The sequence below is a fragment of the Streptomyces sp. NPDC001339 genome (genome assembly GCF_042895955.1).
Taxonomy (GTDB): domain Bacteria; phylum Actinomycetota; class Actinomycetes; order Streptomycetales; family Streptomycetaceae; genus Streptomyces.
The window spans coordinates 1,123,387-1,149,879 of sequence record NZ_JBIAWT010000001.1; the positions used below are offsets into that span (position 1 = coordinate 1,123,387).

General features: G+C 71.3%; 18 protein-coding genes and 1 riboswitch. Of the genes, 6 read left to right on the plus strand and 12 right to left on the minus strand.

Annotated features, from left to right (window positions below; translation table 11 throughout):
* Positions 1-223 precede the first annotated feature (223 nt).
* The gene (gene pcrA / locus ACFY12_RS04805) at positions 224-2,497 is read right to left on the minus strand and encodes a DNA helicase PcrA (protein ID WP_390714251.1); all 2,274 of its coding nucleotides are present in this window, start codon (positions 2,495-2,497) and stop codon (positions 224-226) included.
* 564 nt (positions 2,498-3,061) lie between these two features.
* Positions 3,062-3,224, plus strand: a riboswitch (cyclic di-AMP (ydaO/yuaA leader).
* An 8-nt stretch (positions 3,225-3,232) separates the two neighbouring features.
* Here pcrA and ACFY12_RS04810 point away from each other — a divergent pair.
* Positions 3,233-4,459: an NlpC/P60 family protein gene (locus tag ACFY12_RS04810; RefSeq protein ID WP_390714252.1), complete on the plus strand. Its 1,227-nt coding sequence runs from the start codon at positions 3,233-3,235 to the stop codon at positions 4,457-4,459.
* A 79-nt stretch (positions 4,460-4,538) separates the two neighbouring features.
* Here the strand turns inward: ACFY12_RS04810 and ACFY12_RS04815 are convergent, their stop codons facing one another.
* Positions 4,539-4,892 carry a hypothetical protein gene (locus ACFY12_RS04815; RefSeq protein ID WP_390714253.1) on the minus strand — a complete coding sequence of 118 codons (354 nt, stop codon included), beginning with the start codon at positions 4,890-4,892 and terminating at the stop codon, positions 4,539-4,541.
* A 324-nt stretch (positions 4,893-5,216) separates the two neighbouring features.
* On the opposite strand from ACFY12_RS04815, the gene ACFY12_RS04820 reads away from it, so the two are divergent.
* Positions 5,217-6,368, plus strand: a complete 1,152-nt coding sequence (locus ACFY12_RS04820; RefSeq protein ID WP_390714254.1) for an NlpC/P60 family protein — start codon at positions 5,217-5,219, stop codon at positions 6,366-6,368.
* A gap of 266 nt (positions 6,369-6,634) precedes the next feature.
* On the opposite strand, the gene ACFY12_RS04825 is transcribed toward ACFY12_RS04820, so the two are convergent.
* The 4 genes from ACFY12_RS04825 to ACFY12_RS04840 form a co-directional block, all read right to left on the minus strand.
* On the minus strand, positions 6,635-7,759 hold the full coding sequence (locus ACFY12_RS04825) for an alpha/beta hydrolase (protein WP_390714255.1): 1,125 nt from the start codon (positions 7,757-7,759) through the stop codon (positions 6,635-6,637).
* Between the two features lie 282 nt (positions 7,760-8,041).
* A complete protein-coding gene (locus ACFY12_RS04830) occupies positions 8,042-8,755 on the minus strand; it encodes a LuxR C-terminal-related transcriptional regulator (RefSeq protein ID WP_390714256.1) in 714 nt (237 codons plus the stop codon).
* Between the two features lie 105 nt (positions 8,756-8,860).
* On the minus strand, positions 8,861-10,159 hold the full coding sequence (locus tag ACFY12_RS04835; protein WP_390714257.1) for a PspC domain-containing protein: 1,299 nt from the start codon (positions 10,157-10,159) through the stop codon (positions 8,861-8,863).
* Positions 10,160-10,365: 206 nt separating this feature from the next.
* Complete coding sequence (locus ACFY12_RS04840; RefSeq protein ID WP_390714380.1) at positions 10,366-12,090, minus strand: serine/threonine-protein kinase; 1,725 nt, start codon at positions 12,088-12,090, stop codon at positions 10,366-10,368.
* A gap of 344 nt (positions 12,091-12,434) precedes the next feature.
* Between ACFY12_RS04840 and ACFY12_RS04845 the strand changes: the two genes are divergently transcribed.
* Together ACFY12_RS04845 and ACFY12_RS04850 are read left to right on the plus strand one after the other, a co-directional pair.
* Positions 12,435-13,931 (plus strand): PspC domain-containing protein, encoded by a 1,497-nt coding sequence (locus ACFY12_RS04845; RefSeq protein ID WP_390714258.1) that lies wholly within the window; start codon positions 12,435-12,437, stop codon positions 13,929-13,931.
* A complete protein-coding gene (locus tag ACFY12_RS04850; RefSeq protein ID WP_390714259.1) occupies positions 13,928-14,170 on the plus strand; it encodes a hypothetical protein in 243 nt (80 codons plus the stop codon). Before ACFY12_RS04845 ends, ACFY12_RS04850 begins: the two co-directional genes overlap by 4 nt.
* 192 nt (positions 14,171-14,362) lie before the next feature.
* Here ACFY12_RS04850 and ACFY12_RS04855 read toward each other — a convergent pair whose 3' ends face one another.
* Positions 14,363-14,926, minus strand: a complete 564-nt coding sequence (locus tag ACFY12_RS04855; protein ID WP_390714260.1) for a TQO small subunit DoxD — start codon at positions 14,924-14,926, stop codon at positions 14,363-14,365.
* A 208-nt stretch (positions 14,927-15,134) separates the two neighbouring features.
* Positions 15,135-16,421: a hypothetical protein gene (locus ACFY12_RS04860; protein WP_390714261.1), complete on the minus strand. Its 1,287-nt coding sequence runs from the start codon at positions 16,419-16,421 to the stop codon at positions 15,135-15,137.
* Between the two features lie 1,202 nt (positions 16,422-17,623).
* On the opposite strand from ACFY12_RS04860, the gene ACFY12_RS04865 reads away from it, so the two are divergent.
* Positions 17,624-18,382 (plus strand): DUF4239 domain-containing protein, encoded by a 759-nt coding sequence (locus tag ACFY12_RS04865; RefSeq protein ID WP_390714262.1) that lies wholly within the window; start codon positions 17,624-17,626, stop codon positions 18,380-18,382.
* Positions 18,383-18,495: 113 nt separating this feature from the next.
* Here ACFY12_RS04865 and ACFY12_RS04870 read toward each other — a convergent pair whose 3' ends face one another.
* Both ACFY12_RS04870 and guaA read right to left on the minus strand, forming a co-directional pair.
* Complete coding sequence (locus ACFY12_RS04870) at positions 18,496-19,281, minus strand: class II aldolase/adducin family protein (RefSeq protein WP_390714263.1); 786 nt, start codon at positions 19,279-19,281, stop codon at positions 18,496-18,498.
* A gap of 312 nt (positions 19,282-19,593) precedes the next feature.
* Positions 19,594-21,177 (minus strand): glutamine-hydrolyzing GMP synthase, encoded by a 1,584-nt coding sequence (guaA, locus tag ACFY12_RS04875; RefSeq protein WP_390714264.1) that lies wholly within the window; start codon positions 21,175-21,177, stop codon positions 19,594-19,596.
* 342 nt (positions 21,178-21,519) lie between these two features.
* Here guaA and ACFY12_RS04880 point away from each other — a divergent pair, with 342 nt between their 5' ends.
* Complete coding sequence (locus tag ACFY12_RS04880; RefSeq protein WP_390714381.1) at positions 21,520-21,852, plus strand: chorismate mutase; 333 nt, start codon at positions 21,520-21,522, stop codon at positions 21,850-21,852.
* Positions 21,853-22,531: 679 nt separating this feature from the next.
* Here ACFY12_RS04880 and ACFY12_RS04885 read toward each other — a convergent pair.
* Together ACFY12_RS04885 and ACFY12_RS04890 are read right to left on the minus strand one after the other, a co-directional pair.
* Positions 22,532-24,316: a GMC family oxidoreductase N-terminal domain-containing protein gene (locus tag ACFY12_RS04885; protein ID WP_390714382.1), complete on the minus strand. Its 1,785-nt coding sequence runs from the start codon at positions 24,314-24,316 to the stop codon at positions 22,532-22,534.
* 165 nt (positions 24,317-24,481) lie between these two features.
* Positions 24,482-26,215, minus strand: a complete 1,734-nt coding sequence (locus ACFY12_RS04890; RefSeq protein WP_390714265.1) for a succinic semialdehyde dehydrogenase — start codon at positions 26,213-26,215, stop codon at positions 24,482-24,484.
* Between the last annotated feature and the right edge of the window lie 278 nt (positions 26,216-26,493).

Sequence of the window (26,493 nt, forward strand, 5' to 3'; positions counted from 1 at the left end):
GCACGCGGCACGCGGCACGCGGCACGCGGCACGCGGCACGCGGCACGCGGCACGCGGCACGCGGCACGCGGCACGCGGCACGCGGCACGCGGCACGCGAGGAGACCATGGCATGCGAGGAGACCGTGGCACCCGGGGCCGAGAAGAACGCGATATCCGAGACCGCGATATCCGAGGCCGCGGCGCCCGGGTGCCGGAGCGCCCGGGGCCGAGGAGACGGTGGACTAGAGCTTCTCCACCGGGGCGTAGCGCAGCAGGAGACGTTTGGGCTTCTCGCCGCCGAAGTCGATGGTCGCCTCGGCGTTGTCGCCGCTGCCTTTGACGCCGACGACAGTGCCGAGCCCGAAGCTGTCATGGGTGACGCGATCACCGACGGCCAGCGAGACCACCTGACGGTCCTTGGCACGGCGGGTGGCGAAGCCGCTGGGCCCCTTCGAGCGGGCCGAGGACGACGACAGCGTGGAGCCGATGCCCCCGCCGAAGCCTCCACCACCACCGCCGCCCCGCGAGGACAGACCGCCCATCGAGGCGGAAGGCGTCGCCGGGCCCGTACGCTTCCACTCCACGTAGTCGTCCGGGATCTCCTCGAGGAACCGGGAGGGCGGGTTGTACGAGGGCTGGCCCCAGGCGCTGCGCATCGTCGAGCGGGTGACATAGAGCCGCTCACGGGCGCGAGTGATGCCGACATAGGCCAGCCGGCGCTCCTCCTCCAGTTCCTTGGTCTGGCCCAGTGCGCGCATATGCGGGAAGACGCCGTCCTCCATGCCGGTCAGGAAGACGACCGGGAATTCCAGGCCCTTGGCGGTGTGCAGGGTCATCAGCGTGATGACGCCCGCGCCTTCCTCGTCCTCGTCGGGGATCTGATCGGAGTCGGCGACCAGCGCGACCTGCTCCAGGAACTCGGCGAGAGTGCCGGGCCCCGGGGCGGCATCCCCTGATGTCGCAGCCTCGCCCCGCTCCTGCTCGAACTCCAGGGCCACGGCGGCGAGTTCCTGAAGGTTCTCGATCCGGGTCTCGTCCTGCGGGTCGGTGGAGGCCTGGAGCTCGGCGAGGTAGCCCGTACGCTCCAGGACGGCCTCCAGGATCGTGGCGGGTCCGGCGCCGGACTCGACGACCGTCCGCAGCTCCTCCATGAGGACGTTGAAGCGCTTGACGGCGTTGGCGGACCGGGCGGCCATGCCGTACGCCTCGTCGACCCGGCTCAGCGCCTGCGGGAAGGTGATCTTCTCGCGGGAGGAGAGCGCGTCGATCATGGCCTCGGCGCGTTCACCGATGCCCCGCTTGGGGACGTTCAGGATGCGGCGCAGCGGGACGCTGTCCTCGGGGTTGGCGAGCACCCGCAGATACGCGAGGACGTCGCGGACCTCCTTGCGCTCGTAGAAGCGCACGCCGCCGACGACCTTGTAGGGCAGCCCGACCCGGATGAAGATCTCTTCGAAGACCCGGGACTGGGCGTTGGTGCGGTAGAAGACGGCGACGTCGCCGGCCTTGGCGTCGCCTGCGTCCGTCAGCCGGTCGATCTCGTCGGCGACGAACTGGGCCTCGTCGTGCTCGGTGTCGGCGACATAGCCGGTGATCTTGGGGCCGGCGCCGGCGTCCGTCCAGAGGTTCTTGGGCCGGCGGTTCTCGTTGCGTTCGATGACCGCGTTGGCGGCGGACAGGATCGTCTGCGAGGAGCGGTAGTTCTGCTCCAGCAGGATCGTCGTCGCCTCGGGGTAATCCTCCTCGAACTGGAGGATGTTGCGGATGGTCGCGCCGCGGAAGGCGTAGATCGACTGGTCGGCGTCACCGACGACGCACAGCTCGGCGGCGGGGATGTCGGCGGTGCCCGGGCCGACCAGTTCGCGTACGAGCGTGTACTGCGCGTGGTTGGTGTCCTGGTACTCGTCGACGAGGACATGGCGGAAGCGGCGGCGGTAGTGCTCGGCGACATCGGGGAAGGCCTGGAGCAGATGCACCGTCGTCATGATGATGTCGTCGAAGTCCAGGGCGTTGGCCTCGCGCAGCCGCGCCTGGTACATCGCGTACGCCTCGGCCAGCGTCTTCTCGAAACCGTCGGCGGCCGTTCCGGCGAAGGTCTCCTCGTCGATGAGCTCGTTCTTGAGGTTGGAGATCTTCGCGCTGAAGGACTTGGGCGGGAAGCGCTTGGGATCGAGATCCAGATCGCGGCAGACCAGGGCCATCAGGCGCTTGGAGTCCGCGGCGTCGTAGATCGAGAAGGAGGACGTGAAGCCCAGCTTCTTGCTCTCCCGGCGCAGGATGCGGACGCAGGCGCTGTGGAACGTCGAGACCCACATGGCGTTGGCGCGCGGGCCGACCAGCTCTTCGACGCGCTCCTTCATCTCACCGGCGGCCTTGTTGGTGAACGTGATCGCGAGGATCTGGCCGGGGTGGACATGGCGCTCGGCGAGGAGATGGGCGATGCGGTGGGTGAGCACCCGGGTCTTGCCGGAGCCGGCGCCGGCGACGATCAGCAGCGGGCTGCCCGAGTGCACCACGGCGGCCTTCTGCTGGTCGTTGAGCCCCTCGAGCAGCGCCGCGGGGTCGATGGCCGGGCGGGCGGCGCCGTCGCGGTAGTACGCGTCTCTCGAGGCGGGCACGTCGAACTGCCCGCCGAAGAGGTCGGCAGGGATCTCCTCCGAGGCCGGCTCGTGCTCGTCCTCGGGAGGCGGCGGGGGCTCGTCCTCGCCCTTGTGGGCGAGGTCCGCCAGGAAGCTGTCGTCAAAGAGGCTGCTCATCGCCCACCGAGTCTAGGCCGCGGCACTGACAGCGCGCTGGGGAGTGTGGACAAGTGTGGCCGGCGGGCCGGATGAACCCGGTCTGTGTACCGGCGAACGCCGTCCGTAGTGGGCCGTAGTGGCCGTAGCAGTCGTAGTGGGCGTAGTGGCCGTAGTGGGCCGTAGTGGCCCGTCGTCACTGAGGTCACGAAAAGGTTTCGGGCATATCGAACACCAGCCTTCCCAGAAGCCACACCAGTTGGCTAACGTCCTGGCTCGGGCAGCCCGCACGCCGTCGGTGACAGCACCGGCACGGGCCGCCTCCGCCGAGTCCAGACGCGCCGGAAGATCCGAACCCCGGGTCCCGGCCGGAGCCGGGGCCCCACACGCACCACCGGGGTGAATCGATCCCGCGACCGCCGCTCACAGCGGACGCCCGGACCGTAGGGCCGCCCTTCCGTCAGCCCGAACCCTTCAGCTAACCCGGTAGGCGGCACACGGAAGGAGCCGCCGGTCGTGGCGTCCCACCGCAAGCCTCGCACCAGCGTTCTCACCTCGCCCGGAAGCCGCCGTACGGCCGTCGGGCTCACCACCGCCGCGCTCGCCTCGGTGACCCTGCTCGCACAGTCCGCCCAGGCGGCACCCAGCGCGCCCCGGCCCACCCTCGAAGGGGCCGAACAGCTCGAAGAGGTCCAGCAGAAGGTCGACAGCCTCTACCGCCAGGCCGAGGTGGCCACCCAGAAGTACAACGCGGCGAAGGAGAGCGCCGACCACCAGCAGGAGACCGTCAACGACCTGCTCGACGCCGCCGCCCACCGCGCGCAGAAGATGAACGACGCGCGGCGTGAACTGGGCACCTTCGCGTCGGCGCAGTACCGCGGCGGTGGCGTGAACCCGACGGCGCGGCTGATGCTCGCCGAGGACCCGCAGCAGTTCTTCGACCGCACCCACCTGATGGAGCGGCTGACCACCCGGCAGCAGCAGGCCGTCGCCGACTACCAGGGGCAGGCGGCTGCGGCGGCGCGCCAGCGGGCCGAGGCCACCCGCGGCCTGGAGCGGCTGCAGGCGTCACAGGAGTCGCTCAAGGCGTCCAAGCGGTCCGTCCAGCAGAAGCTGGCCGAGGCCCGGCAGCTGCTGTCCCGGCTGACGGCCCAGGAGAAGGCGCGGCTGGCGGAGCTGGAGCGCCGGAAGGAGGCGGAGGCCCAGCGCAAGGCCGAGGAGGAGGCGCGCCGCCAGCAGGAGCGCGAACGGCAGCGGGAGCGGGAGCGCGAACGGCAGCAGGACGGCGGCAGGACGGATGACGGCCACTCCGGCGACCAGTCCGGTGGCGGTACGGACGGCGGCCGGCCCGGTGGCGGCACCGGCGGTGGCGGCTCCACCGGGGACGCGTACTCCACCAAGGCCGAAAAGGCCCTTGCCTTCGCCCGCTCCCAGATGGGCAAGCCGTACGTCTGGGGCGCGACCGGCCCCAACTCCTACGACTGCTCGGGCCTGACCCAGGCGGCGTGGAAGGCGGCCGGGGTCGAGCTGCCGCGGACGACCTGGGACCAGGTCAAGGTCGGCGAGCGGGTGGCGACCAACGACCTCCAGCCCGGTGACCTGGTCTTCTTCTACAACGACATCAGCCATGTCGGCATGTACATAGGCGGCGGGAAGATGATCCACGCGCCGAAGCCAGGCGCCAGCGTCCGGGAGGAGTCGATCTACTACATGCCGGTCTACGGGAACGTCCGCCCGGCCTGAGCCCTTCGCGAAGACGCCCGGGCCGCCTGCGAAGCCGCCCGGGCTGCGCGCGAAGACACCTGAGCCGCGCGCGAAGACATCACGTCCAGAGCAGAGCGATGAAGATGTTGGCGACCGTGAGCGCGCCCACCGCGCCGAAGAGCGGCTTGGCGACCTTCTCCTCGTCCCGCTTGACGTAGACCAGCGCCAGGATCACCACCAGGACGGCCATCTTCACGCCGATCTTGATGTTGTTGACGTGGTGGTCCTGGGCCTGGTGGAGGCCGACCAGCACGATGCCGGTCACCAGCATCGTCAGCGCGCCGTGCAGCATCGCTGGGACAAAGCGCGCGGTGCCCGCGCCCATCGCCTTCATCTGGGTCAGAAAGCCGCCCAGCAGGGAGGCGATACCGATGATGTGCAGGGCGACGAAGACATTGATCACTACGTCCATAGTGCTGGATCGTATCCGCCGTATAGCACGGCACTTCCGGCAGGGCGTGCACAATCGTCGCTTCGGTCACGGCAGACCGGTCCCGGCCGTACGGCCATGACGCCGCGGTCAGCCGCATGTCGGCGGCGGTCGAAACCGAACAATCCCGGGCAAGCGGGCTCATTCCCACGACAGCCCGGTCTAGCGTCCTCCTCCAGGCGGCCGGCTCACCACCATCGCCGGACTCCGCACCGGCGTCCGTCGGCCGCCCCGCCGGGAGATCCGGCGGCGGTCCGCTCCCTCGTGACGGACCGCCGCCGGATCCACGGCCCGCAAGGGAAGGAAGTGACGGCCACCGTGGCCTCGCACCGCAAGCCAAGGCAGCATCCGCTTGCCGCGCTCTTCGGCCTCGGCCCGCGCAGCTCGCGCGCCGTCCGCCTGGCCGCCACGCTGGCCCTCGCCGGCGCCGCCACCGCCACCGCGCTCGACGGCACCGGCCAGGCCGCTCCCCAGCCCACTCCCGCCCAGGTCAAGGACCGGATCGACGCGCTGTACCAGGAGGCAGAGGTGGCCACACAGAACTACAACGGCGCGAAGGAAGCCGCCGACACGGCACGCGAGGAGCTGAGCAGACTGCAGGACGAGGCCGCCCGCCGGTCCCGGAAACTGAACGCCGCCCGCGCCGAGCTGGGCGCCATGGCGGCATCCCGCTACCGCTCCGGCGGCGTCGCCCCGGCCGTGCAACTACTGCTCTCCGCCGATCCGCAGCGCTATCTGGACGGCGCCGCGGTGCTGGAGCGGGCGGGCAGCCATCAGGCGGCCGCGGTGGCCGGTTACGCGCGTCGGCTCGGCAGCGTACGGCAGGTCCGCCGGCAGGCCGAGGACACCACGCGGCGGCTGGCGGCCGCCGAGACCAGGCTGAAGAGACACCGGGTCACCGTCGTACGGAAGCTGGACGCCGCCGAGCAGTTGCTGAGCCGGCTGACCGCGGAGCAGCGGCGGCTGATGGCGAGCCAGGGCCCCGCCGAGGACGCGTCGGACACCGGCCACGAGGACCGGCGGACGGGGCACGGGGACGGCCTCCTCGGCGGCATCCCCGCCGGCTCGACGGCCACCGCGGCGGCCGGGGCCGTCACACAGGCCCCCAACTCCCGTGCCGCACAGGCCGTTTCCTTCGCCTATGCGGCGCTCGGCAAACCGTACGTCTGGGGCGCCACCGGCCCCTCCGCGTACGACTGCTCGGGACTGACCCAGGCCGCCTGGAAATCCAGCGGTGTCGCCCTCCCCCGCACCACCTACACCCAGATCAACTCCGGACCCCGCATCAACCGTTCCCAACTCGCCCCGGGCGACCTGGTGTTCTTCTACTCCGGCGTCAGCCACGTCGGCCTCTACATCGGCGACGGCAAGATGATCCACGCCCCGCACCCGGGCGCCCCGGTACGCATCGCCCCCATCGACCAGATGCCCTTCGCCGGCGCCACCCGCCCGGCGTAACCGGCCCCGACCGGCGGGCTCCGACGCACCACACGGGGCCGGACACGCCTCGCGGGGTCTGACCTCGCGGAGCCGGACGCACCGCCCGGGGCCAGGCACACCTGACAGAGCCGGACGCGTCTCGCAGGGGCCGGACGCGCCTCGCGGGGGCGGGGCGCCTACTGCGGGAATATCTCCCGTCCCCGGTTCGCTGAGGACCGCAAGGGGTGCTCGCGCCCCCTAAGGGATCCGTTCGAACGCCCCCTACGGGACGGCCGGCCCGTCGCTCACGGCTTGAGCTGATGCCCCAGCCAGCGGAAGATCTCGGGGATCTGCTGCCGCCAGACCGCCGTGGTGTGGCCGCCCGCGCTCGCCGGGATCAGCTGGACGTTGATCGACGTCGGCGGCTTGGCGATCTGGCGGAGGCCGATGCCGGCCTGGTAGCCGTCAGCCGCCGCGCCGGACACGTACAGCGCCGTACGAGGCGGCTTGCCGGCCGCGTTGGCCGACTTCAGGATGTTCAGCGGGTTGGACTCGACGCGCAGCTTGGGGTCCTTGCCGGCGAGCGAGTCCGGTTCGAGGGCCGGGTTGTTGTAGCCGGACATGGCGACCGCGGCGCGGTAGCGGTCCGGGTGGGCGAGGACGAGCTTGCTGGCACAGTGCGCACCGGCCGAGTAGCCGGCCAGGGCCCAGGAGTCCGGGGTGTCGCCGACGCGGAAGTTGTCAGTGATCATCTTGCGTACGTCGACGGTCAGCCAACTGTCGGCGTTGACCTTGCCCGGGAGGTTGACGCACCCGGTGTCGGCACCGTTGATGATGTTCGTGCGAGGCGCCACCAGAATGAACGGCTTGACCTGACCGCGCTGCATCAGCGGTTTGAGCTGCTCGGTCACGTGCAGCGACCCGAACCAGGCCTTCGCCGAGCCGGGGTAGCCGGGGAGCAGCTCGACCACCGGGAACTTCTTGTCCTTGTAGGCGGGGTCGTTGTACTGGGGCGGAACCCAGACGTAGACCTCGCCCGTCACGCCCGAGATACGGCCCTGGAGATCGGTCATCTGCACGCCCTGGCCCATCCGCGGGTCATCCGCCGGCCGGAACTGCTGGATCTGTTTGGGCTCATCCTCGACCTGCTTGCCGCCCATGCCGTCCGGCCCGAGGTCCTTGGCCGCCGCGACATGGCTGTTGGTGCCGAGCAGATCACCCCACGTGTCGTAGAGGTTGTTGGCGTTGTTGACCAGGACAAAGACCAGGGTGATGGCCGTGACCTGGGCGAACAGCAGCATGAGCAGCCGGGCGAGGCCGCGCACCACAGCGGGCCCGGATATTCGGGTCCACAGCGCGAGCGGCAGGACGACGGCGACGATCAGCAGGGCGACCGCGGTGAGGAAGAAAGGGGTGCCCGTCAGGCTCATCGGGAACTCGCTTCCAGGACAGCTATGCGAAGGACGTGGGGGGTGGTTCGGGCCCCGCCCTCCGGCAGTGAGCCTCTCCGCGCCCTTAGAGGACATCCGCGCGGCTCTTGGTTGCCCGTCTTTGCTCTTCTTTACGTCGTCGTGGCCAACGTCACCTCCTCGGTCTGTCTCTCGTCCCTTCTCTCGTCCGGCTTTCACCCGGCTCTCATCCGGCTCCCGGCCCGCTCCCGGCCGGCTCTGCCGGGCTCCCGGTCCTCCCAGGTCAGAACACCAATACGGCGGTCAGACCAGGCGGCGGGCGGCTGCCCAGCGCGTCAGCTCGTTGCGGTTGGAGAGCTGGAGCTTTCTGAGTACCGCCGACACATGTGATTCGACGGTCTTCACCGAGATGAACAGCTGCTTGGCTACCTCCTTGTAGGCATAGCCGCGGGCGATCAGCCGCAGGACCTCGCGCTCACGCTGGGTGAGGCTGTCCAGGTCCTCGTCGACCGGCGGGATGTCCGTCCCGGCGAAGGCGTCCAGGACGAAGCCGGCGAGCCGCGGGGAGAAGACCGCGTCGCCGTCGGCGACCCGGAAGATCGCGTTGACCAGGTCCGTGCCGGTGATCGTCTTGGTGACATAGCCCCGCGCACCGCCACGGATCACGCCGATGACGTCCTCGGCCGCGTCGGAGACGGAGAGCCCGAGGAAGCGGACCGGGCGGTCGGGGTCGGTCATCATCGCCTCGCTGCGGCGCAGCACCTCGACGCCGCCACCACCGGGGAGGTGGACATCCAGGAGGACGACCTCGGGGCGGGTGGCGGTGATGACCGTGACCGCCTGGTCGACGTCGGCGGCCTCGCCGACCACCTCGATACCGGTGCGGCCGGTCTCACCGATCTCGGCCTGGACGCCCGTACGGAACATCCGGTGGTCGTCGACCAGCACGACCCGTACCGTCCGGCTCTCCGCCGCCTCGTCGCCGGGCTCGTGCTGCTGTGCGTCCTCGGTGTTCATGTGTCTTCCGTCCGTCCTTCGGTGTCTGCTCCGTCATCATCCCGTGTCACGGGCGGCTCCGCCGATGGCCGCCGCCGGCCCCAGCCGGTCATCGGCCCCACCCCGTCATGGGTCGCTCTCCGTCGCCTCGCGCTCCATCTCCAGCTCGACGACCGTGCCGCCGTCGGGTGCGGAGCGCAGCCGGGCCGTGCCGCCGTTGCGTTCCATCCGGCCGATGATGGATTCCCGTACGCCCATGCGGTCGGCGGGGACCGAGTCCAGGTCGAATCCGGGGCCCCGGTCGCGCACCGAGACAAAGACCGTACGGCCCTCGACCTCGGCGAACACCTGCACCGGGCCGCCCTCGCCACCGTACTTGGCGGCATTGACCATCGCCTCGCGTGCGGCCTGCATCTGGGCGCCCAGCGCCTCGTCCAACGGGCAGTCGCCGACGATCACCACCTCGATCGGGACGCCGTGATCGTCCTCGACCTCGGCGGCGGACCGGCGGACCGCCTCTGCCAGAGTGGACGGCTCCTCGTCCTCCTCCTTGCCTCGGCCCTCTGGTTTGTAGAGCCAGGCGCGGAGCTCGCGCTCCTGGGCCCGGGCCAGGCGCGCCACCTCGCGGGGGTCGTCGGCGTTGCGCTGAATCAGGGTGAGGGTGTGCAGCACGGAGTCATGGACATGGGCGGCCACCTCGGCGCGTTCCTGGGCGCGGATGCGCATCAGCCGCTCCTCGGAGAGGTCCTGCATCATCCGCACGAGGTAGGGGCCGGCGAGCAGCGCGACACCGACGATCACGGCGAGCGAGGCCTGTAGCACCGAGCCGAGGTTCCGCACCGAGCCCTGGAGCACAACGATGCCGGTCACACCGACACCGACCAGCAGTACCCCGGCCGCACCGCGCAGCACGGGCAGCAGGGCCTTGCGGCGGCCGATCTCCAGCCATTGGGCGCGGCGGGAGTTGTCCGCCTGGCGCCATACCAGGGCTACACCGGCGCCGATCAGCAGCACCGGCCAGAGATAGCCGTCGGCCCGGCCGAGCTGGAACCGCGAGGCGATGACGGAGGCACCGATCAGGAGCGCGATCAGGGCGACGACCTGGCCCTTGTCGGGTTTGTGCCGCAGCAGGCGCCGCTGCCCGAGGGCCGGGGCGGGCGGGCGATGCTCCACTCCGCCGACGCCCAGCGGGACGAAGAACCAGAACGCCGCGTAGAGGAGGGCGCCCAGGCCGTCGGCCATGAAGAGGGCCACGAAGACGATCCGCACCCAGGAGACCGGCAGGCCGAGGTGCCCGGCGAGCCCCCGTGCGACACCGCCGAGCAGCCGCCCTTCGGCGCTGCGGTAGAGCTTGCGCACGGGCGGCTCGTCGGGATCCGGTGCCGGACCGTAGGCGGTCTCGGCGCGGGGCGGTGCGGTGGTCATGTCCCCGATCGTCACACGCTGCGGGGGTCGGCGGCATCAGGGTCGTCCCTGAGCCCGCCCCTGACGTTTCCGCCGAGCGGCTCAGGGACGGGCGGCGGAGCGGCGGGTCAGCCCTGTCAGCTCTGCGGGCTGAGTCGGCTCATCGGACGGCGTCGGCTCAGCGGTCGGCGTCGGCTCAGCGGTCGAGGTCGGCCCACCGGTCCGCGTCAGCTCTTCGGGTCGGCCCTGCGGAAGCCGTCCTTCACGTTCGAGAAGACCTTCTTGTAGGTGGTCCAGTCGGCAGACGGAGCGGACACGTAGATCGCGTACTCCTTGCCGCCCTCCCGCCCGAACCCGAGATCGATGCCCCGGTACATGCGGGCCCGGCCCCCGAAGGTGAACTCCCAGATCGCCGCGGGGTCGCCCTGGAAGACGGTGTCCTGCATACGCAGCCGGGAATAGACGGGGTACTTGTGCTTGAAGGAGACCTCGACGTCCTTGAAGTGCTGCACCTGATCCGCCGAGGAGAAGTCCAGGACGCTCAGGGTGAGCTGCGCGTAGTCGGTCTTGGAGGCGTAGACGATTTGCCGGCCGCCGTCCTCGACCTTTCGCGTCCAGCCGTTGGGGACGGGGAAACTGACGCCAAGCGCGGATTCGGTGACCTGTCGGTAGCCGTCGGGAAGGGGTGGCGGCGGTCCGATGCTGCTGTCCGGGGGGCTGGGGAGGACCGGAGCCGGGGCGCCCTCGTCGCCGGTCTCCTGGGACGTGCCGGAGTCATCGTCGCGGTGCAGCAGGTACCAGGCGGTGCCCGCGCCACCGCCGACGGCCAGCACCCCCACGACGCCCCAGGCCACCGCCCGGGCGGCGCGCCGCCTACGGGGTGCCGGGCCGGCCGGGAGCCCGTCCGTACGGCCGTCGACGGGCCGCCCGCCGGACGCGCCATCCGGGACGGCCAGTCGGCCGGTCGCGGCACCGGTCCCTGTACCGCTGCCCGTACCGGCGGTGCCCTTACCAACAGTGTCCGTACCGGTGCCCGTGCGCCCCCCGGCATCGCCCGATACGTCTCCGGCTCCGCCCCTGTGGGACACCGGGCGGGTAGGCGCCTCCGTGTGCTCGTCCGCCGCCTCCGGGCCACCGGGGTCCACGGTCCCCCGTGCCAGGGGCGGCTGGACGATCCGGGCCGTGTCCGCGTCGGTCTCGGCCACCCGCAGCGCCCGCTCGACGATGTCGGCCGTCGGCCGGTCCCCGGGTTCCTTGGCGAGCAGCGCCTCGATCAGCGGGGTCAGTGGTCCACCGTTGCGCGGCGGCTCCAGCGGGTCCATGGCGATCGCGTACGCCGTCTCGACCGCGGTGTTCTTCCGGAAGGGGGGCCGTCCTTCGACCGCCTGATAGAGCGTCGCGCCCAGCGCCCACAGGTCGGAGGCGGGCCCCGGAGTACCGCCCTTGACGCGCTCGGGCGCCAAGTAGTCGATGGAGCCGACCAGCTCGCCGGTCTTGGTGAGCGTGGAAGCGCCGGTGGCAACGGCGATACCGAAATCGGTGAGCACGACCCGGCCGTCGTCGCTCAGCAGGACATTGCCGGGTTTGACGTCACGGTGCAGCACACCGGCGGCGTGTGCGGCACGCAGCGCGGCGACCATGCCGCGGCCGATCCGGGCTGCCTCGCGCGGGGGGACCGAACTGCCGGCCCGGGCGGCCTCCTTGATGGCGTCGCCGAGCGTCGTGGAGGGGACGTACTCCATGACGATGCACGGCAGCCCGGCGTCGTCCACGACATCGTGCACGCCCACCACATTGGGATGGTTGATGCGGGCCGCGGCCTGCGCTTCCCGGGTGGTGCGCTCATGGCGGGTCGCCAGTTCGTCCGCGTCCAGCTGCGGTGAGACATGGAGACGCTTGACCGCGACCTGGCGGCCGAGGAGTTCGTCCCGTGCCCGCCAGACGGTACCCATACCGCCCTGGCCTATCCGCTCGATCAGGCGATATCGCCCGGCGACCAGTCGTCCCTCGTCCACCGACGCCGCCTCCGTCACCGCACGCCCCTCCGGAAACCCGTACTCATCCCGGGCGCAACGATAGTCAACGGCGGCCGCGGACAGGCCTCTGCCCGCCGCGCGTCCGCCATGTTGTCCGGCCGCAGGAGGGTGGCCGCGGGGCATATGCGTACCTGCGAGGGATTCGGGACCCCTGGGCCCCCTGGGCCCTGGGGCGTCTCGGGGTGCCGGCGGCGGATCTCAGGGTTCGGCCAGGGTTTCCACGGATGCCGTGACGAAGCCGGCCTTGTCACCATGGCTTCATGAACGAAGCAGCCTCCGTCGACGAGTCGGCGCCCTCCGGCCCCGCCGGCTCCGCCCCGCCGCATGCACCGCTGCGCCGCAGCCGGCGGAACAAGGTCCTGGGCGGGGTGTGCGGCGGGCTGGGCCGACAGTGGGATCTCGACCCGGTGATCTTCCGGATCGTGCTCGCCGTGCTCGCCGTCGGCGGCATCGGCCTGATCGTCTACGGTTTCGCCTGGCTGCTCATCCCCCTGGACGGCGAGGACGAGAACGAGGGCCGCAGGCTGCTCTCCGGCCGGGTCGAGGGATCGGCGCTGACGGCGCTGCTCTTCGCGCTGGTCGGCTGCGGGCTGTTCCTGACGACGCTCGGCAAGGGCAGCATGATGTCCTTCGCCATCATGCTGGGGCTGGCGGTGGCCGGTTCCGCGTACTGGTCGCACCGGCGCAGGGAGGCGAAGGCCCAGGGACCGGATGCGATGGACGCCGCCACCGCCCAGGCGGTCGCCGACGCCCCGCCGGAGACCAAGGCGCCCCCGGCGCCCGTGAGCCCCTCCTGGTGGCGCGGCCCGCACTCCAGGGAAACGGCCGGCCGGGCCTACCTCTGGGGCCCCGATACCACCTCTCTCCCCCTCGACATCACCTACCGGTTCGAGCACGGCGCCGCGCCGGCCGCCGCCCCGGGCCCTCCGCACGGCTGGCGGCACACCGGGCCGGAACGCCCGCCAGGTGTGCCGCCGCACGGTGCGCGCCCCGTCGGCGCCCCGCCCAGCCGTCGCCGCGGCGGGCGTCCCCTCGGCGGCTGGACGTTCCTCCTCGCGCTGCTCATCGGCGCCGGTACGGCCGTCGCCGTCTCCGGGCACGACGCCCTCGCGTCGTCCCTCCAGGCCGGGCTGGCGGCCGCACTGGTCGTCTTCGGCCTCGGACTCGTCCTCAGTGCCTGGTTCGGCCGTACGGGCGGCGGCACGGTCTTCATGGTCGTGCTGACCGCCGCGCTGCTGGCGGGTGCCACGGTGCTCCCCGAGAACCTCACCGCCAACTGGCAGCGGCACACCTGGGCTCCGACCAGCCTCGCCGCCGTCCAGCCGCACTACGAACTCGGCTCCGGCGAGGGGCGGCTGGACCTCAGTGAACTGCCCCTCACCAACGGCCGCACGCTCCATACCGGGGCATCGGTCGGCGCCGGCCGCCTCTGGGTGACGCTCCCCCGAGGCGTCACGGCCCGCCTCCACATCTCCCTCGGCTTCGGCGACATCCAGCTGCCCGGTGAGTCGCCCGACAACGTCGATCTCACAACCGGGGGCCGGGACGAGACCGTCACCCTGCCCGCCGACGGCCTCAAGAAGGGCGAGAAGCCGCGCGGAACCCTGGACCTCGATCTCCATGTCGGCGCCGGCCAGGTGAGCATCGAACGCGCCGTCCCGGCCCCCGTCCCGTCGCCCACCCCCTCGCCCACCCCTTCGTCCACGCCGCCGTCCACCCCGCCGACCGCCCCGACCCGCCAGGGAGCCCCACAGTGAAGCGCCATCCCTTCGAGCCGGCCCGCCTGATCTCCGGCCTCACCGCCCTCACCGTCGGCACCGCCTACGGCCTGGACGCCCTCGGCATCTGGCACGCCCCCGGCCCCTGGCTCTTCCTCGTCATCCCCGCCGGCCTCGTCCTCTCCGGCATCACCGCCGCGCTCTGGGCCACGGTCCGCCGCCACCGCGCCCAGGACGCCGACGAACCGCCCATATCCCAGCGGCCCGAGACCGCATGACGCCCACCCCGGGCGACAGCTCGTCCGCTCTCCCCTGGACAGGGCTCAGCTCAGGACGTCAGCGGCCCGTCTGTGAGGGCCTGTACGAGCGCCAGCGTGGCGGCCTGTGAGGGCGTGACGGTCTGAGGGCGTGACGATCTGTGAGGGTCTGTGTCGGAAGTCCCGCCTGCCCCGCGACGCCCGGCACAGGGCCTAACCGAACAGTTTCGTCCCGTGCCGCTTACGGCGATTCGCCATGGCCGCGTCCACGGAGAATCTCGGGGTGCCGGCCAGCAACAGGGGGAGCCAGGCCATCAGATAGACGAGGTCGTTGCCGTAGTAGTAGGGCGTGGTCGCCCAGCTCACGGTGAGCCAGAAGGAGAGGGAGATCAGTGCACCGCCGAATGCCGCGAGCCGGCCCAACAAGCCGAGGAGGACCCCCAGGCCCACCGCCATCTCACCCACGGCGATGGCGTAGCCGAAGCCCACCGGGCTCTTCTGGCCGAGGTCCACCAGCAGCGGGAGCGCCGCGGTGTCGTGGACCTGCCGCAGTGTCTCCCCCAGTGAACCCGCACCGCCGTCCGCCAGGAACGCCGGATCTGTCAGTTTGTCCACGCCCGCGTAGAGGAAGGTGACGCCCAGAAAGGCACGGAGCGGGAGCAGCGCATGGCGAGCCAGCAGCGCGCGCAGCCAGGCGCCGGAACTACTGAACCCCGCCCCTCCGCCGATGCCTGTCCCTCCCACGTCGGCACCGATCGAACGATTCGCGTGAACCACAACGTCCGCCTCCTCTCCATTCCATTGCCACTGGCAGCAGAACGATTGTGCCGGTGCCCGGGGCTCAAAGGGAGGTAGGTACGCGCGGGCGCAAGACGTTCAACGGACTGATGCACGTCGGGCGCGTGACACACACAGAATCGACACGCCGTGGAGATGTCGAGTCGAGTCGGGTCGGGTCGCCTGGTGTCCCTGTCGGGGCGGCGAGTCAGTCCAGTACGTCGAGTGGGTAGCCGGCCGTCTCCACGCCGGCCGCCGTGATCACCCGGACCTCGACGCGGCCCGGCTCCACGTCGACCGGTACCGGGACCGTCAGCACCCCGTCCGTCGGGTTGGCGAAGCCCCCGGCCACCGGGACCAGGGGGACGGGGACATGGACGCCGCCGATCCGTACGACGGTACGGGCGAGCCGGTCGGGCGTGGCGGCGCCCGGTGGGACGAAGCCGGTGCCGCGGATCTCGATGTCGTCACCCGTACGGACGGGCGCGGCGAGATCGCCCAGTTCGCGGGAGCGGACGACAGAAAGGATCACGGGGCGGCCGCCGCCCGCCGACTTCCCCGCCAGATACACCGCCCCGGAGAGGAAGGCCAGGGCCACCAGCCCCCAGGGCAGTCGCGGCAGCGCATCGGGCTGTTCGGCCAGCCGGACCAGGGCGAGCGTCAGCACGACCGTGTTGACCAGGGCGTACTGCACATCGAGGAGGCTGCCGCGCCCGGCGTCGTCCGTCAGCAGGTCGGCGGCGCGGGGCCGCTCCGCGGGGATCTTCTGCAGCCGCCCCGACCGCACCCGCGTGGCGACCATCCCGTACGCCAGAACGGCGACCCCGCAGGCGAGTGCGAGGGCCGCCAACAGGGCTCCGGAACGCTCCAGTTCCAGGCCGTTCAGCAGGCGGCGTCGCACCCGCGGGCCGGGCCGCGCCGCCAGTTGCACGGCCAGCGTCAGAACGGCGTACAGCACCGCGGTCGCCCAGGCCGCCGCGACCGTCCGCGAAGTGGACAGCCGACCGTCCTCGCCGATCAGCGGCGCCATCGCCCCACCCTGCGCACGGTGCCGCCAGGCAGCCAGCGTCAGCCCCAGCGCCAGGACGACGGCCGCGACCAGGCCCGCCGTACGGGTCACCGTCCAGCCCGCGCCGATGGCGGTCAGCGCCTGCACCAGCAGCAGCGCCACCACCGCGATCCAGATCAGGAGCAGGGTGGACCACCGTACGGCGGTGAGCCAGGCGATCCTCTCGTCGGCCCTGCGCCGCGCCAACTCACGGGCGGACAGGGTCAGTTCATCGGAGACCCACTGCCGGGCGGCACCGGCGGAGCGGGCGAGCCCCGACGGTACGCCGCGGCCGGCCGCGAAGTCCTCGCGCAGCGCGATGAACGCGGCTAGCGCCTTCCGGTGCCCCGTCCGGGCGCCGTGCGGGCACCGCCCGCATCGGCACTCGCCGCCGCCGTCGGCGCGCAGCGCGCCACCACTCCCCTTCGGCCTGCTCGTTCCGGCCATCCTGCCCGCCGCCTCAACCGACACGTCCGTTACCGCCCCGCGACCGCTTGCCATCAACTTGTCTTGCGCGAAAGGGAATTGTGCCGCATACGGCCGGGCCGGATATCAAATGTCCAGCTGGTGGCGGGTGGCGTGGTGCGGCGGCACGTTGACGCCGGTAGGCGGATCCGCACACCTGATCGTCGGCCGACCATGCAAACCCGGCGCTTCCCCCCTTTGGGCGAACCGAGGCGATGCGACGGCTGAGCAGCCTCCGCTGCGCGCAAGCTCTCGCCGTGCGGCAGATATCCAGATTTCCCAGATTCCCCAGACTCCGTGGACTGCACAAGAGACTCCGTGGACTGCACAAGTCGCACGGACTGCATGAATCCCACAGCCTGCGCAGTTCCCCTAGCCTGCACAGTCCCCACGGGCCGCGCAGGCCTCATGGAGTGCGCAGGCCTCATGAGGTAAGCAGGCCTCATGGGGTGCGCGGTTTCTGCGGCCTGCCTCGAAGCATCGCCGCCGGGGCGCTGGCCACCGTCCTGCTGCTCCTGACCGGCGTCGCCGCCGCTCTGTCAGCCGACGCGACGCCGGCGTCCGCTCACGACGGGCCCCACCGGCCCAACGGCCCCAACCGGCCAGGCGGGTCCAACCGGCCAGGCGGGCCCCACCAGTCCAACCACCCCGGCCGCCCCGGCCACCCGAGCCACCCGAGCCACCCGAGCCAGTCTCCACGAGACAAGCAGCTCAGTAGCCCCAACCACCCACCCACCGGCGACAATTGCGCCTTCGCCGGGATCCGGCCCCCGGTGCACGTACCGAGCCGATTCCCGATGCCGCGCGGCTGGCACTTCCCCTGCACCAAGGTCAAGCCCTCACCCGCGCCCATCCGCCCGCTGGCACCTCGCCCACGCCCACCTGCACCACCCCCACCACCACCTGCGCCCCCACAGCCCTCATCACCCCCGCCACCAACTCACCACGCCCGCCCCGCTCCCCCTCCCCCATCGCCGCCCAAGACTCCCCCTCCTCCGCCCTCACCCACCCCCGCCATGCCCCACAGCCATCCGCAGGCATCACACTCACCACACCACGGACGTTCCCTCGTGACCACGACCTTGCTCATCACCGCCCCGGCCGTACTGGCCGGCGCCGCCCTCCGTCCCCGTTCGAGCTCCTCGTCCGGTTCCGCCGGGCGCCGTTCCTCGTAGGAGGTCTCCATGTCGCAATGGCTGGTACTGGGCATCGCCATGGCCGCGGTCTGCGGCGTCGTACTGATCATCACCGTCCTCAAGGAGCGCCGGATCGGCGAGGACGACGACCCGACCGAAACACCGGATGTCATCGAGTACCTGACGATGATGGTGGGGGTGGTGTACGCGATCGTGCTGGGCCTCGCCATCGCCGGCGTCTGGGAGGCCAGGGGCGCGGCCCAGGACACCGTACGGACCGAGGCACAGGCCCTGCACGAGGTCAGTGTGCGGGCGCGGGCCTACCCTGCGCCGGTGCGGGACCGGATCCGCTCGGACGTCGCGGCGTACGTGTCGTACGTCGTGCACGAGGAGTGGCCGGTGATGGCCGAGGAGGAGCAGCTGACCCAGCGTGGCGCGGATCTGCTGGCGAAGGTACGCGCCGATGTCACCGACTACCACCCGGCCAACGACTTCGAAGGGCAGTCCTACCAGCCGCTCGTGGACCAGGTGGCGGCGATCGACGCGGCCCGCAGCGCCCGTTCGGACGCGGCGGGCTCGACGCTACCGGGGGTGGTGTGGTTCGGCCTGGTGATCGGGGGCGCGATCTCCATCGGGGTGATGTTCACCTTGCAAATCCGGCGGTCGGGACGGGAGTTGCTGATGGCCGGACTGTTCAGCGCACTGATCGCCTTCCTGCTGTTCCTCGTCTGGGACTTCGACTCGCCGTTCGGCCAGGGCATCGCGGCGGGTGCGGAACCGTTGCTGGAGCTGTTCCCGCATGTGTGACGACGCTGTCCCCGCATGCGTGACGACGCTGTCCCCGCATGCGTGACGACGCCGTACTGGACGACGCCGTACTGACCGAGAAGGCGGGGGCGGTCATCCACAGGGACGCGCCACTACCCCAGAAGGTCGGGCTCGCTCCGTACGATCTGCTGGTACAGCGGCTGGTAGTTGATCCAGGCCACCAGATCGCTGCCCAGCTGCTCGCGGGTGCGGACGGCGTGGTGATGGTCGATCAGGACCGGTTTGCCGGCAGCCTTGGCGGTCAGCTGCACCTGGCAGGAGCGCTCCATCGCGATGAACCACCACGCCGCCGCGTCCACCGAGCCGCCGACCGTCAACAGCCCGTGGTTGCGCAGGATGACGGCCTTGTGCGGCCCGAGCGCGGCCGCGATCCGGCGGCCCTCTTCCTCGTCCACGACCACGCCCGTGTAGTCGTCGAAGAGCGCGGTGTCCTCGTAGAACGCGCACGCGTCCTGGGTGATCGGGTCCAGCAGCTCACCGAGGGCGGACAGCGCCCTGCCGTACATGGAGTGGCTGTGGGCCGCGGCGATGACGTCGGGGCGGGCCTGGTGGACCTGTGAATGGATCACGAACGCCGCCTGGTTGACGTGATAGCGGCCCTCGACGACCCTGCCCTCCGCGTTCACCAGGAGGAGATCGCCGACGGTGACGTGCCGGAAGGACATTCCGAACGGGTTGACCCAGAAGCAGTCGGGGAACTCCGGGTCGCGGGCGGTGATATGGCCCGCGACGCCCTCCTCGAAACCGAAGCGGCCGAAGAGCCGCAGCGCCGCGGCCAGCCGTTCCTTGCGGTGGCGCCGCTCCTCCTCGACGGTCCGAGGCGCCGGCGGCATCGCGAAGTGCAGCTGCTCGGTGGGTATGGGCGTCGGCTCGGGCATCGCGGCTCTCCTCCTGGCGCATCCGGCTTCTTCATGCGACGTAGAGCGCTCGGTGGCTCGGTGGCTCGGTGGCTCGGTGGCTCGGTGGCTCGGTGCGGAAGCTACCCTCCAGTTCCGCGGGTGACCAGGGTTCCGACGCGCCCCTGTGTGCCCACCGGCGTCACGATGTGCCCACCGACATCACGAACAGAAGACCCGCAGCACCCCCATACGCATACGACAACACGACGACGCCGCCGCTCAGACGCATGAGCGGCGGCGTCGACGTCGACCTCGGCGGAGCCCCGGATCAGCAGAGCCCCGCAAGAGTGGTCACTCCCACTCGATCGTGCCCGGGGGCTTGCTGGTGACGTCCAGGACGACCCGGTTCACGTCCGGGACCTCGTTCGTGATGCGGGTGGAGATCTTCGCCAGCACCTCGTACGGGAGGCGCGACCAGTCGGCCGTCATGGCGTCCTCGGAGGAGACCGGGCGCAGCACGATCGGGTGGCCGTACGTACGGCCGTCGCCCTGGACGCCCACGGAGCGGACGTCGGCCAGCAGCACCACCGGGCACTGCCAGATGTCGCGGTCCAGGCCGGCCGCGGTCAGCTCCTCGCGGGCGATGGCGTCGGCCTCGCGCAGCAGGTCGAGACGCTCGCGCGTGACCTCGCCGACGATGCGGATGCCGAGGCCGGGGCCGGGGAACGGCTGACGCTGGACGATCTCGTCGGGCAGGCCCAGCTCGGCGCCGACCATCCGGACCTCGTCCTTGAAGAGCTTGCGCAGCGGCTCGATGAGCTCGAACTCGAGGTCCTCGGGGAGGCCGCCCACGTTGTGGTGGGACTTGATGTTCGCGGTGCCGGTGCCGCCGCCGGACTCGACGACGTCCGGGTAGAGCGTGCCCTGCACCAGGAACCGGACCGGCTGGTCGTCCGGGGCCCCGGCGACGATCTCGGCCTCGGCCTGCTCGAAGACCCGGATGAACTCCCGGCCGATGATCTTCCGCTTCTCCTCGGGGTCGGAGACCCCGGCGAGCGCGTCCAGGAACCGCTGCTGCGCGTCGACGACCTTCAGCTGGACGCCGGTGGCCGCGACGAAGTCCTTCTCGACCTGCTCGGTCTCGTCCTTGCGCATCAGGCCGTGGTCGACGTACACGCAGGTCAGCTGGGAGCCGATGGCCTTCTGGACCAGGGCAGCGGCGACCGCGGAGTCCACGCCGCCGGACAGCCCGCAGATCGCGCGCTTGGTACCGACCTGGGCCCGGATCGCCTCGATCTGCTCCTCGATGACGTTGCCGGTGGTCCAGGACGGCTGGATGCCGGCGCCGCGGTAGAGGAAGTGCTCCAGGACCTGCTGGCCGTACGTGGAGTGCATCACCTCGGGGTGGTGCTGCACGCCGTACAGCTTCTTCTCGTCGTTCTCGAAGGCCGCGACCGGGACGAGGCTGGTCGAGGCGGTGACCGTGAAGCCCTCGGGGGCAGCGCTGCAGGCGTCGCCGTGGGACATCCACACGGACTGCTCGGCCGGGGTGCCCTCGAAGAGGGTCGAGCCGGGCCTGGAGACGGTCAGGGGGGTACGGCCGTACTCACGGGCACCGGTGTTGTCGACGGTGCCGCCGAGGGTGGTGGCCATGAGCTGGAAGCCGTAGCACATGCCGAAGACCGGGACACCGGCTTCGAAGAGGGCGCGGTCCAGGCGGGGGGCGCCCTCCGCGTAGACCGACGAGGGACCGCCGGAGAGGATGATCGCCGCGGGGTTCTTGGCGAGCATCTCGGCCACCGGCATGGTGGACGGAACGATCTCGCTGTAGACCCGGGCCTCACGGACGCGGCGGGCGATGAGCTGGGCGTACTGTGCGCCGAAGTCGACTACGAGGACGACGTCCGGGGCAGCGGCAGGGGGCGCTGAGGGCACTTCGGCGGCCTTCCGGGCGGGGTGGAGCAGGGTTGGACTTTCGATTCTAACGGGCTCATACTGTGGCCCATGTTCCAGCAGCTGACCTTCGTCTTTACCTATGGCACCGGCCCGTCCGGCTGCCATGGTCGTGCTGCTTGATCCACTGACGAGCAAACTTCCCAGGCGCCCCGGGCCGACAAGGTCCGGGGCGCCTGTCGTTCGTCCGGGACCGGTCGTCGGCTCCGGGGCCCCATCCCAGGTCACACCCCAGGTCACACCCCAGGAGACACGGACATGAGCACCGAGACCGCCGACCGCCGCACCGCCGACCGCCGCACCGAGACCACCGACCGCACCGACATGATCGCCGGCTCCTCCTCCCCGGCACCGGCCCCTGCCTCTGCCCCCGCCCCCGCCCCTGCCCCCGACACCGGCGCACGCACCCCGGAGGCGGCCGGGGCCATCACCGACGCCCGGAGCCGGATCGACGATCTCGACGGCCGGATCATCGGCCTCGTACAGGAACGGATGGCCGTCTCGGCGGTCATCCAGCGCGAGCGCGTCTCCTCCGGCGGACGGCGGGTGAACCTCGCGCGCGAGATGGAGATCCTCGCCCACTACCGCGATCAGCTCGGCAAGCCGGGCACCGCACTGGCCATGACGCTGCTGGAGCTGTCCCGAGGGCAGATCTGACGGTGGACGGCGCGCTGGGCGGGAGTCCGGCAGCGTAGGGAGCCAGCAGCGCAGCTGAGGGGGCCGGCAGTGCGGCGAGGGGATCCGGAAGTGCGGCGCAGCCGCCGGATCTGAGTTCGGTTGCCGACTCACCCGTACGGCGCGTGACCGGCCGCCGCGAGGCTTCGTTGTTCCCGGTGCCACGCCAGCCAGGCGCGGCCTGCAGGACTACGCGTAGACGCCGCCCCGCGGGCGGAATCCCGGAGCGATGAGACGTCGGCCGCTCACCGCGGTCCGCGTCGTGGGACCTCGCTCCGTTGCCGTGGCCGGTCAGCAGGGGACAGCAGCCCGGTCACACCGATGGGGTGGTCGGTCCTGGGGACGCCCGGGACCGACCTCATCCAGTCGAAACGGTTGCGCCGGGTGAGGCGTATCCAGCACGATGCTTGACGAACGACGCACCGCCTCTGGTCTGGACTTTTGCACTGCCATTGGTCCGACCAGTGCGGCCCCGCACCATCGAGTACCACCCCCGCACCACCCATAAGCCAGCGGCGCTACCCCCCCCCCCAGCGCCGCCCCTCGGTGCCGACGCTGCCCTGACGTCGGCGCCGAAAGCCAAGGGCCCCGTGGCCGTCCGCGCACCCCCCTAGCGGACGGTATCCGGGGCCCTTCGCTGTGCGGGGCGGGCCCTAGGGCCCTAATCGGGGGTGGAATCGGTGGTGGAATCGGGGGTGGATGGGGCGGGTGGGACAGGTGGGACGGGCAGGAACGGCAGGTTCAGGGCCCCGTAGGCCTTGGCGGGGACGGCGGGGCGGACCGGTTCGACCGGGGCCAGTCGCCGGTAGGCCTGGCCCTGGGCCGGGCGCGGGTCCGGCTCGCCCTTGTTGGGCCAGAAGGACATCGCCCGTTCGGCCTGTGCGGTGATGGTCAGCGACGGGTTGACACCCAGGTTGGCGGAGACCGCGGCGCCGTCGACGACCGAGATGCCCGGGTGCCCGTAGAGACGGTGGTACGGGTCGATGACGCCGGAGTCGCCCGAGTCGCCGATCGGGCAGCCACCGAGGAAGTGGGCGGTGAGCGGAGTGCCCATCAGCTCACCGATGTTGGAGCCCGCGAAGCCGTTGATCTCCTCCGCGAGGAGGGTCGCCGCCCAGGTGGCCTCGGGGATCTGGTTCGGGTTCGGGGCGCCGTGGCCCTGGCGCGCGGTGAGCAGGCCCTTGCCCAGGCCCTTGGGCTTGCGGTACGTCGTCAGGGAGTTGTCGAGGGACTGCATGACCAGTCCGATGATGGTGCGCTCCGACCAGCGGCGGTGGGAGAACGAGCGCGCCGCCAGCCAGGGGTGCCGGGCCAGGTGTGCGAGCCAGCCGGCCACCCGCCCCGCGGGGCGGTAGGGAACCTGAAGGACCGTCAGGCCGCCCATGGAGTTGGAGCCCTTGCCGTAGCGGACCGGCTCGATGTGGGTGTTCTCGTCGGGGTGGATCGAGGACGTGATGGCCACGCCCTTGGTGAAGTCGACACGGGGCGCGCCGTGGCGCTTGCGGTAGCGCCGGTTGTCGGTCTGCGCGCCCACCAGCGCCTCGGAGTTGGTGCGGGTCAGCGCGCCGAGACGGCCGGAGACGCAGAGGAGGAGGCCACTGTCCTTCATCCGGTGGAGCAGGGTCTGGGTCCCGTACGTACCGGCGGCGAGGACGACGCGCCGGGCGGTGAAGGTCCTGCCCGCGCCCTTCTTCCTGTCGTCCGTCGGCAGCGTACGGACGGCGAAGCCGCCCCGTGAGTCCTCGGTGAGCGCGACGACGGTCGTCATGGGGTGGATGACCGCCCCGGCCTGCTCGGCCAGGTGGAGGTAGTTCTCGTTGAGGGTGTTCTTCGCGCCGTGGCGGCAGCCCGTCATGCACTCGCCGCACTCGGTGCACGCCCTGCGCGAGGGCCCCGCACCGCCGAAGTACGGGTCCTCGACCTCCTGTCCGGGCGGTGCCGTGACCGACCCGTCGGCGTCCTCACCGTCTCCGAAGAACACCCCGACCGGCGCCATGTGGAAGGAGTCGCCGACGCCCATGGCCTCCGCGGCCGCCTTCAGATGGACGTCCGAGGGCGTCATGGTCGGGTTGAGCCGTACGCCGAGCATGCGCCGGGCCTGGTCGTAGTACGGCTTCAGCTCGTCCTGCCAGTCGGTGATGTCCTTCCACTGCGGGTCGTCGAAGAACGCCTTGGGCGGTACGTAGAGGGTGTTGGCGTAGTTCAGGGAGCCGCCGCCGACCCCGGCGCCCGCCAGGACCATGACCTTGCCGAGGAGGTGGATGCGCTGGATGCCGTAGAGGCCGAGCGCCGGAGCCCACAGATAGTTCTTCAGGTCCCAGGAGTTCCTGGGGAGCGTCTCGCGGGTGAAGCGGCGGCCGGCCTCCAGGACGCCGACCCGGTAGCCCTTCTCGGTCAGCCGGAGCGCCGAGACCGAGCCGCCGAAGCCGGAGCCGACGACCAGCACGTCGTAGTCGTAGTCGTAGTCGTACTCGTTGTTCTCCTCGTTGTTCTCCTCGTTGTTCTCCTCGCCGTTCTCCTGGTTGTTCTCCCCGGGCACTGGCTCTCCCTGCTGGTCGCTGGCGGAGGGGCGGAGGGACTGAGCTGTCGCAGGCCGTTCACCGCGGACCGTTCACCGCAGCCGCAGGGCCTTCAGCACGCGCAGGCTGCGGGTCATGAACCGGGCGTACTGCTCGTCGGTCATCCCGAAGGACGGTGCCAGCGGTATCACCCGCTGGTGAGCGACGGTCTGCGCCTCGGTGTACTTGAGGATGCCCTCGGCGCCATGCCTGCGGCCCAGGCCCGAGTCCCCCATACCGCCCATCGGGGACTGGGCGCTGCCGTAGCTCGCCGCATAGGCCTCGTTGACGTTGACCGTGCCGGTGCGCAGGCGTGCGGCGAGGGCGCGGCCGCGGCGCCCGTCCTTGGTCCAGACACTGGAATTCAGGCCGTACGGCGTGGCGTTGGCGAGCGCCACCGCCTCGTCCTCGTCGCTGAAGCGGTAGACGGAGACGACCGGGCCGAAGGTCTCCTCGCCGCAGACGGCCATGGGGCCCTCGACGCCGTCGAGGATGGTGGGCTCGTAGAAGTACGGGCCGATGTCGGGGCGGGGGCGGCCGCCGGCGACCAGCTCCGCGCCCTTGGCGACGGCCTCCTCGACATGGCGGGTGACGGTCGCCAGCTGCCGCTCGCCGACCAGTGAACCCATGTCGGCGCCGTACGTGAGGGAGTTGCCCAGCCGCATCGCCTTCGTACGGGCGGCGAAGCGCCGGAGGAAGTCGTCGGCGACGGACTCGTGGACGTAGAGCCGCTCTATGGAGATGCAGAGCTGGCCCGCGGAGGAGAAGCAGCCGCGGACGGCACCGGCGACGGCCTTCTCCACATCGGCGTCGTGGAGCACCAACATGGCGTTCTTCCCGCCGAGTTCGAGGGAGACGCCGACCAGACGGGCGGCCGCACCCTGGGCGACCTCCCGGCCGGTGCGGGTCGAGCCGGTGAAGGAGACGTAGTCGGCGTGCTCGACGACGGCGGGGCCGACGACCGGGCCCTCGCCGATGACGACCTGCCAGACATCCTCCGGCAGCCCGGCCTCGATGAGCTGCTCCCGGGCCCACAGCGCGGTCAGCGCGGTCTCCGTGTCGGGCTTCATGACGACGGCGTTGCCCGCGACGAAGGCCGGCAGGGCGTCGCCGACGGAGAGTTCGAGGGGGTAGTTCCAGGGCGCGATCTGGCCGACGACCCCTTTGGGCTGCCGGAGTTCGGTGACCTTGGTGAGGGTCGGTACGACACCGGTGTGGCCCTTGGGCCGGAGGTAGGCGGGGCCCTTGCGGCCGTAGTGGCGGGCGGCGACGGCGACCGCCTGTACCTCCTCGTGGGCGTGCAGCCGCGCCTTGCCGGTCTCCAGCTGGATCAGATCGAGCACCTCGGCCTGGCGGCGCAGCACCAGGTCGTGGAAGCGGAGCAGGACCGCGGCGCGCTGCCGGACCGGGACCCTGGCCCAGCGCTCCTGGGCGGCGCGGGCGCGGGCGAAGGCGGTGGCGACGTCCTCGGGGGCGGACTCGGGCAGGTCGGCCAGCTTTTCGCCGGTGAACGGGGTGTGGTTGGCGGTACGGCCTCCCCCGCTGACCACGCCGCGGGTCAGCCGGGCGGCGACCTCGGGGGTGACCACCTCGGCGGCGGTACGGGTGCCGGGCGGGGCGGTGACGACCGGATTGCCGTCGGCGGGGGCGGCGGTGGAGGCGGGGGCCTCGTCGGCGGTGGAGGCGGGGGCACCTCCCGCGCTTGGGGGTCCCCCCGCGCGAGCGGAGCCGGGCGTGGAGGAGGATTCGAGCGTAGGGGAAGCTCCGGTGTCCTGCGAGTCCGTCATGTCGGCGAGGGTATTCCTCCCCGGACGCTTTGTGTACCCGGCAGTAACGGCTTTTCCCCGGTATCCGTCATCGCGCCAGCGCCTGCTGGCCACAACGGTTCTGGCCTGGCCCGACGGGACATCTCGGGGCACGGCCTGAGGACGCCCCGAGTCACGTCCGGGTCACGTCCGGGTCACGTCCCGGGGAGCTGGAACGCGTCGATGGCCGTGGCGAATTGACCGTCGCATTGGCCGTCGCATTGGCCGTCGCATTGACCGTCGAATCAACCTCCGCCTCC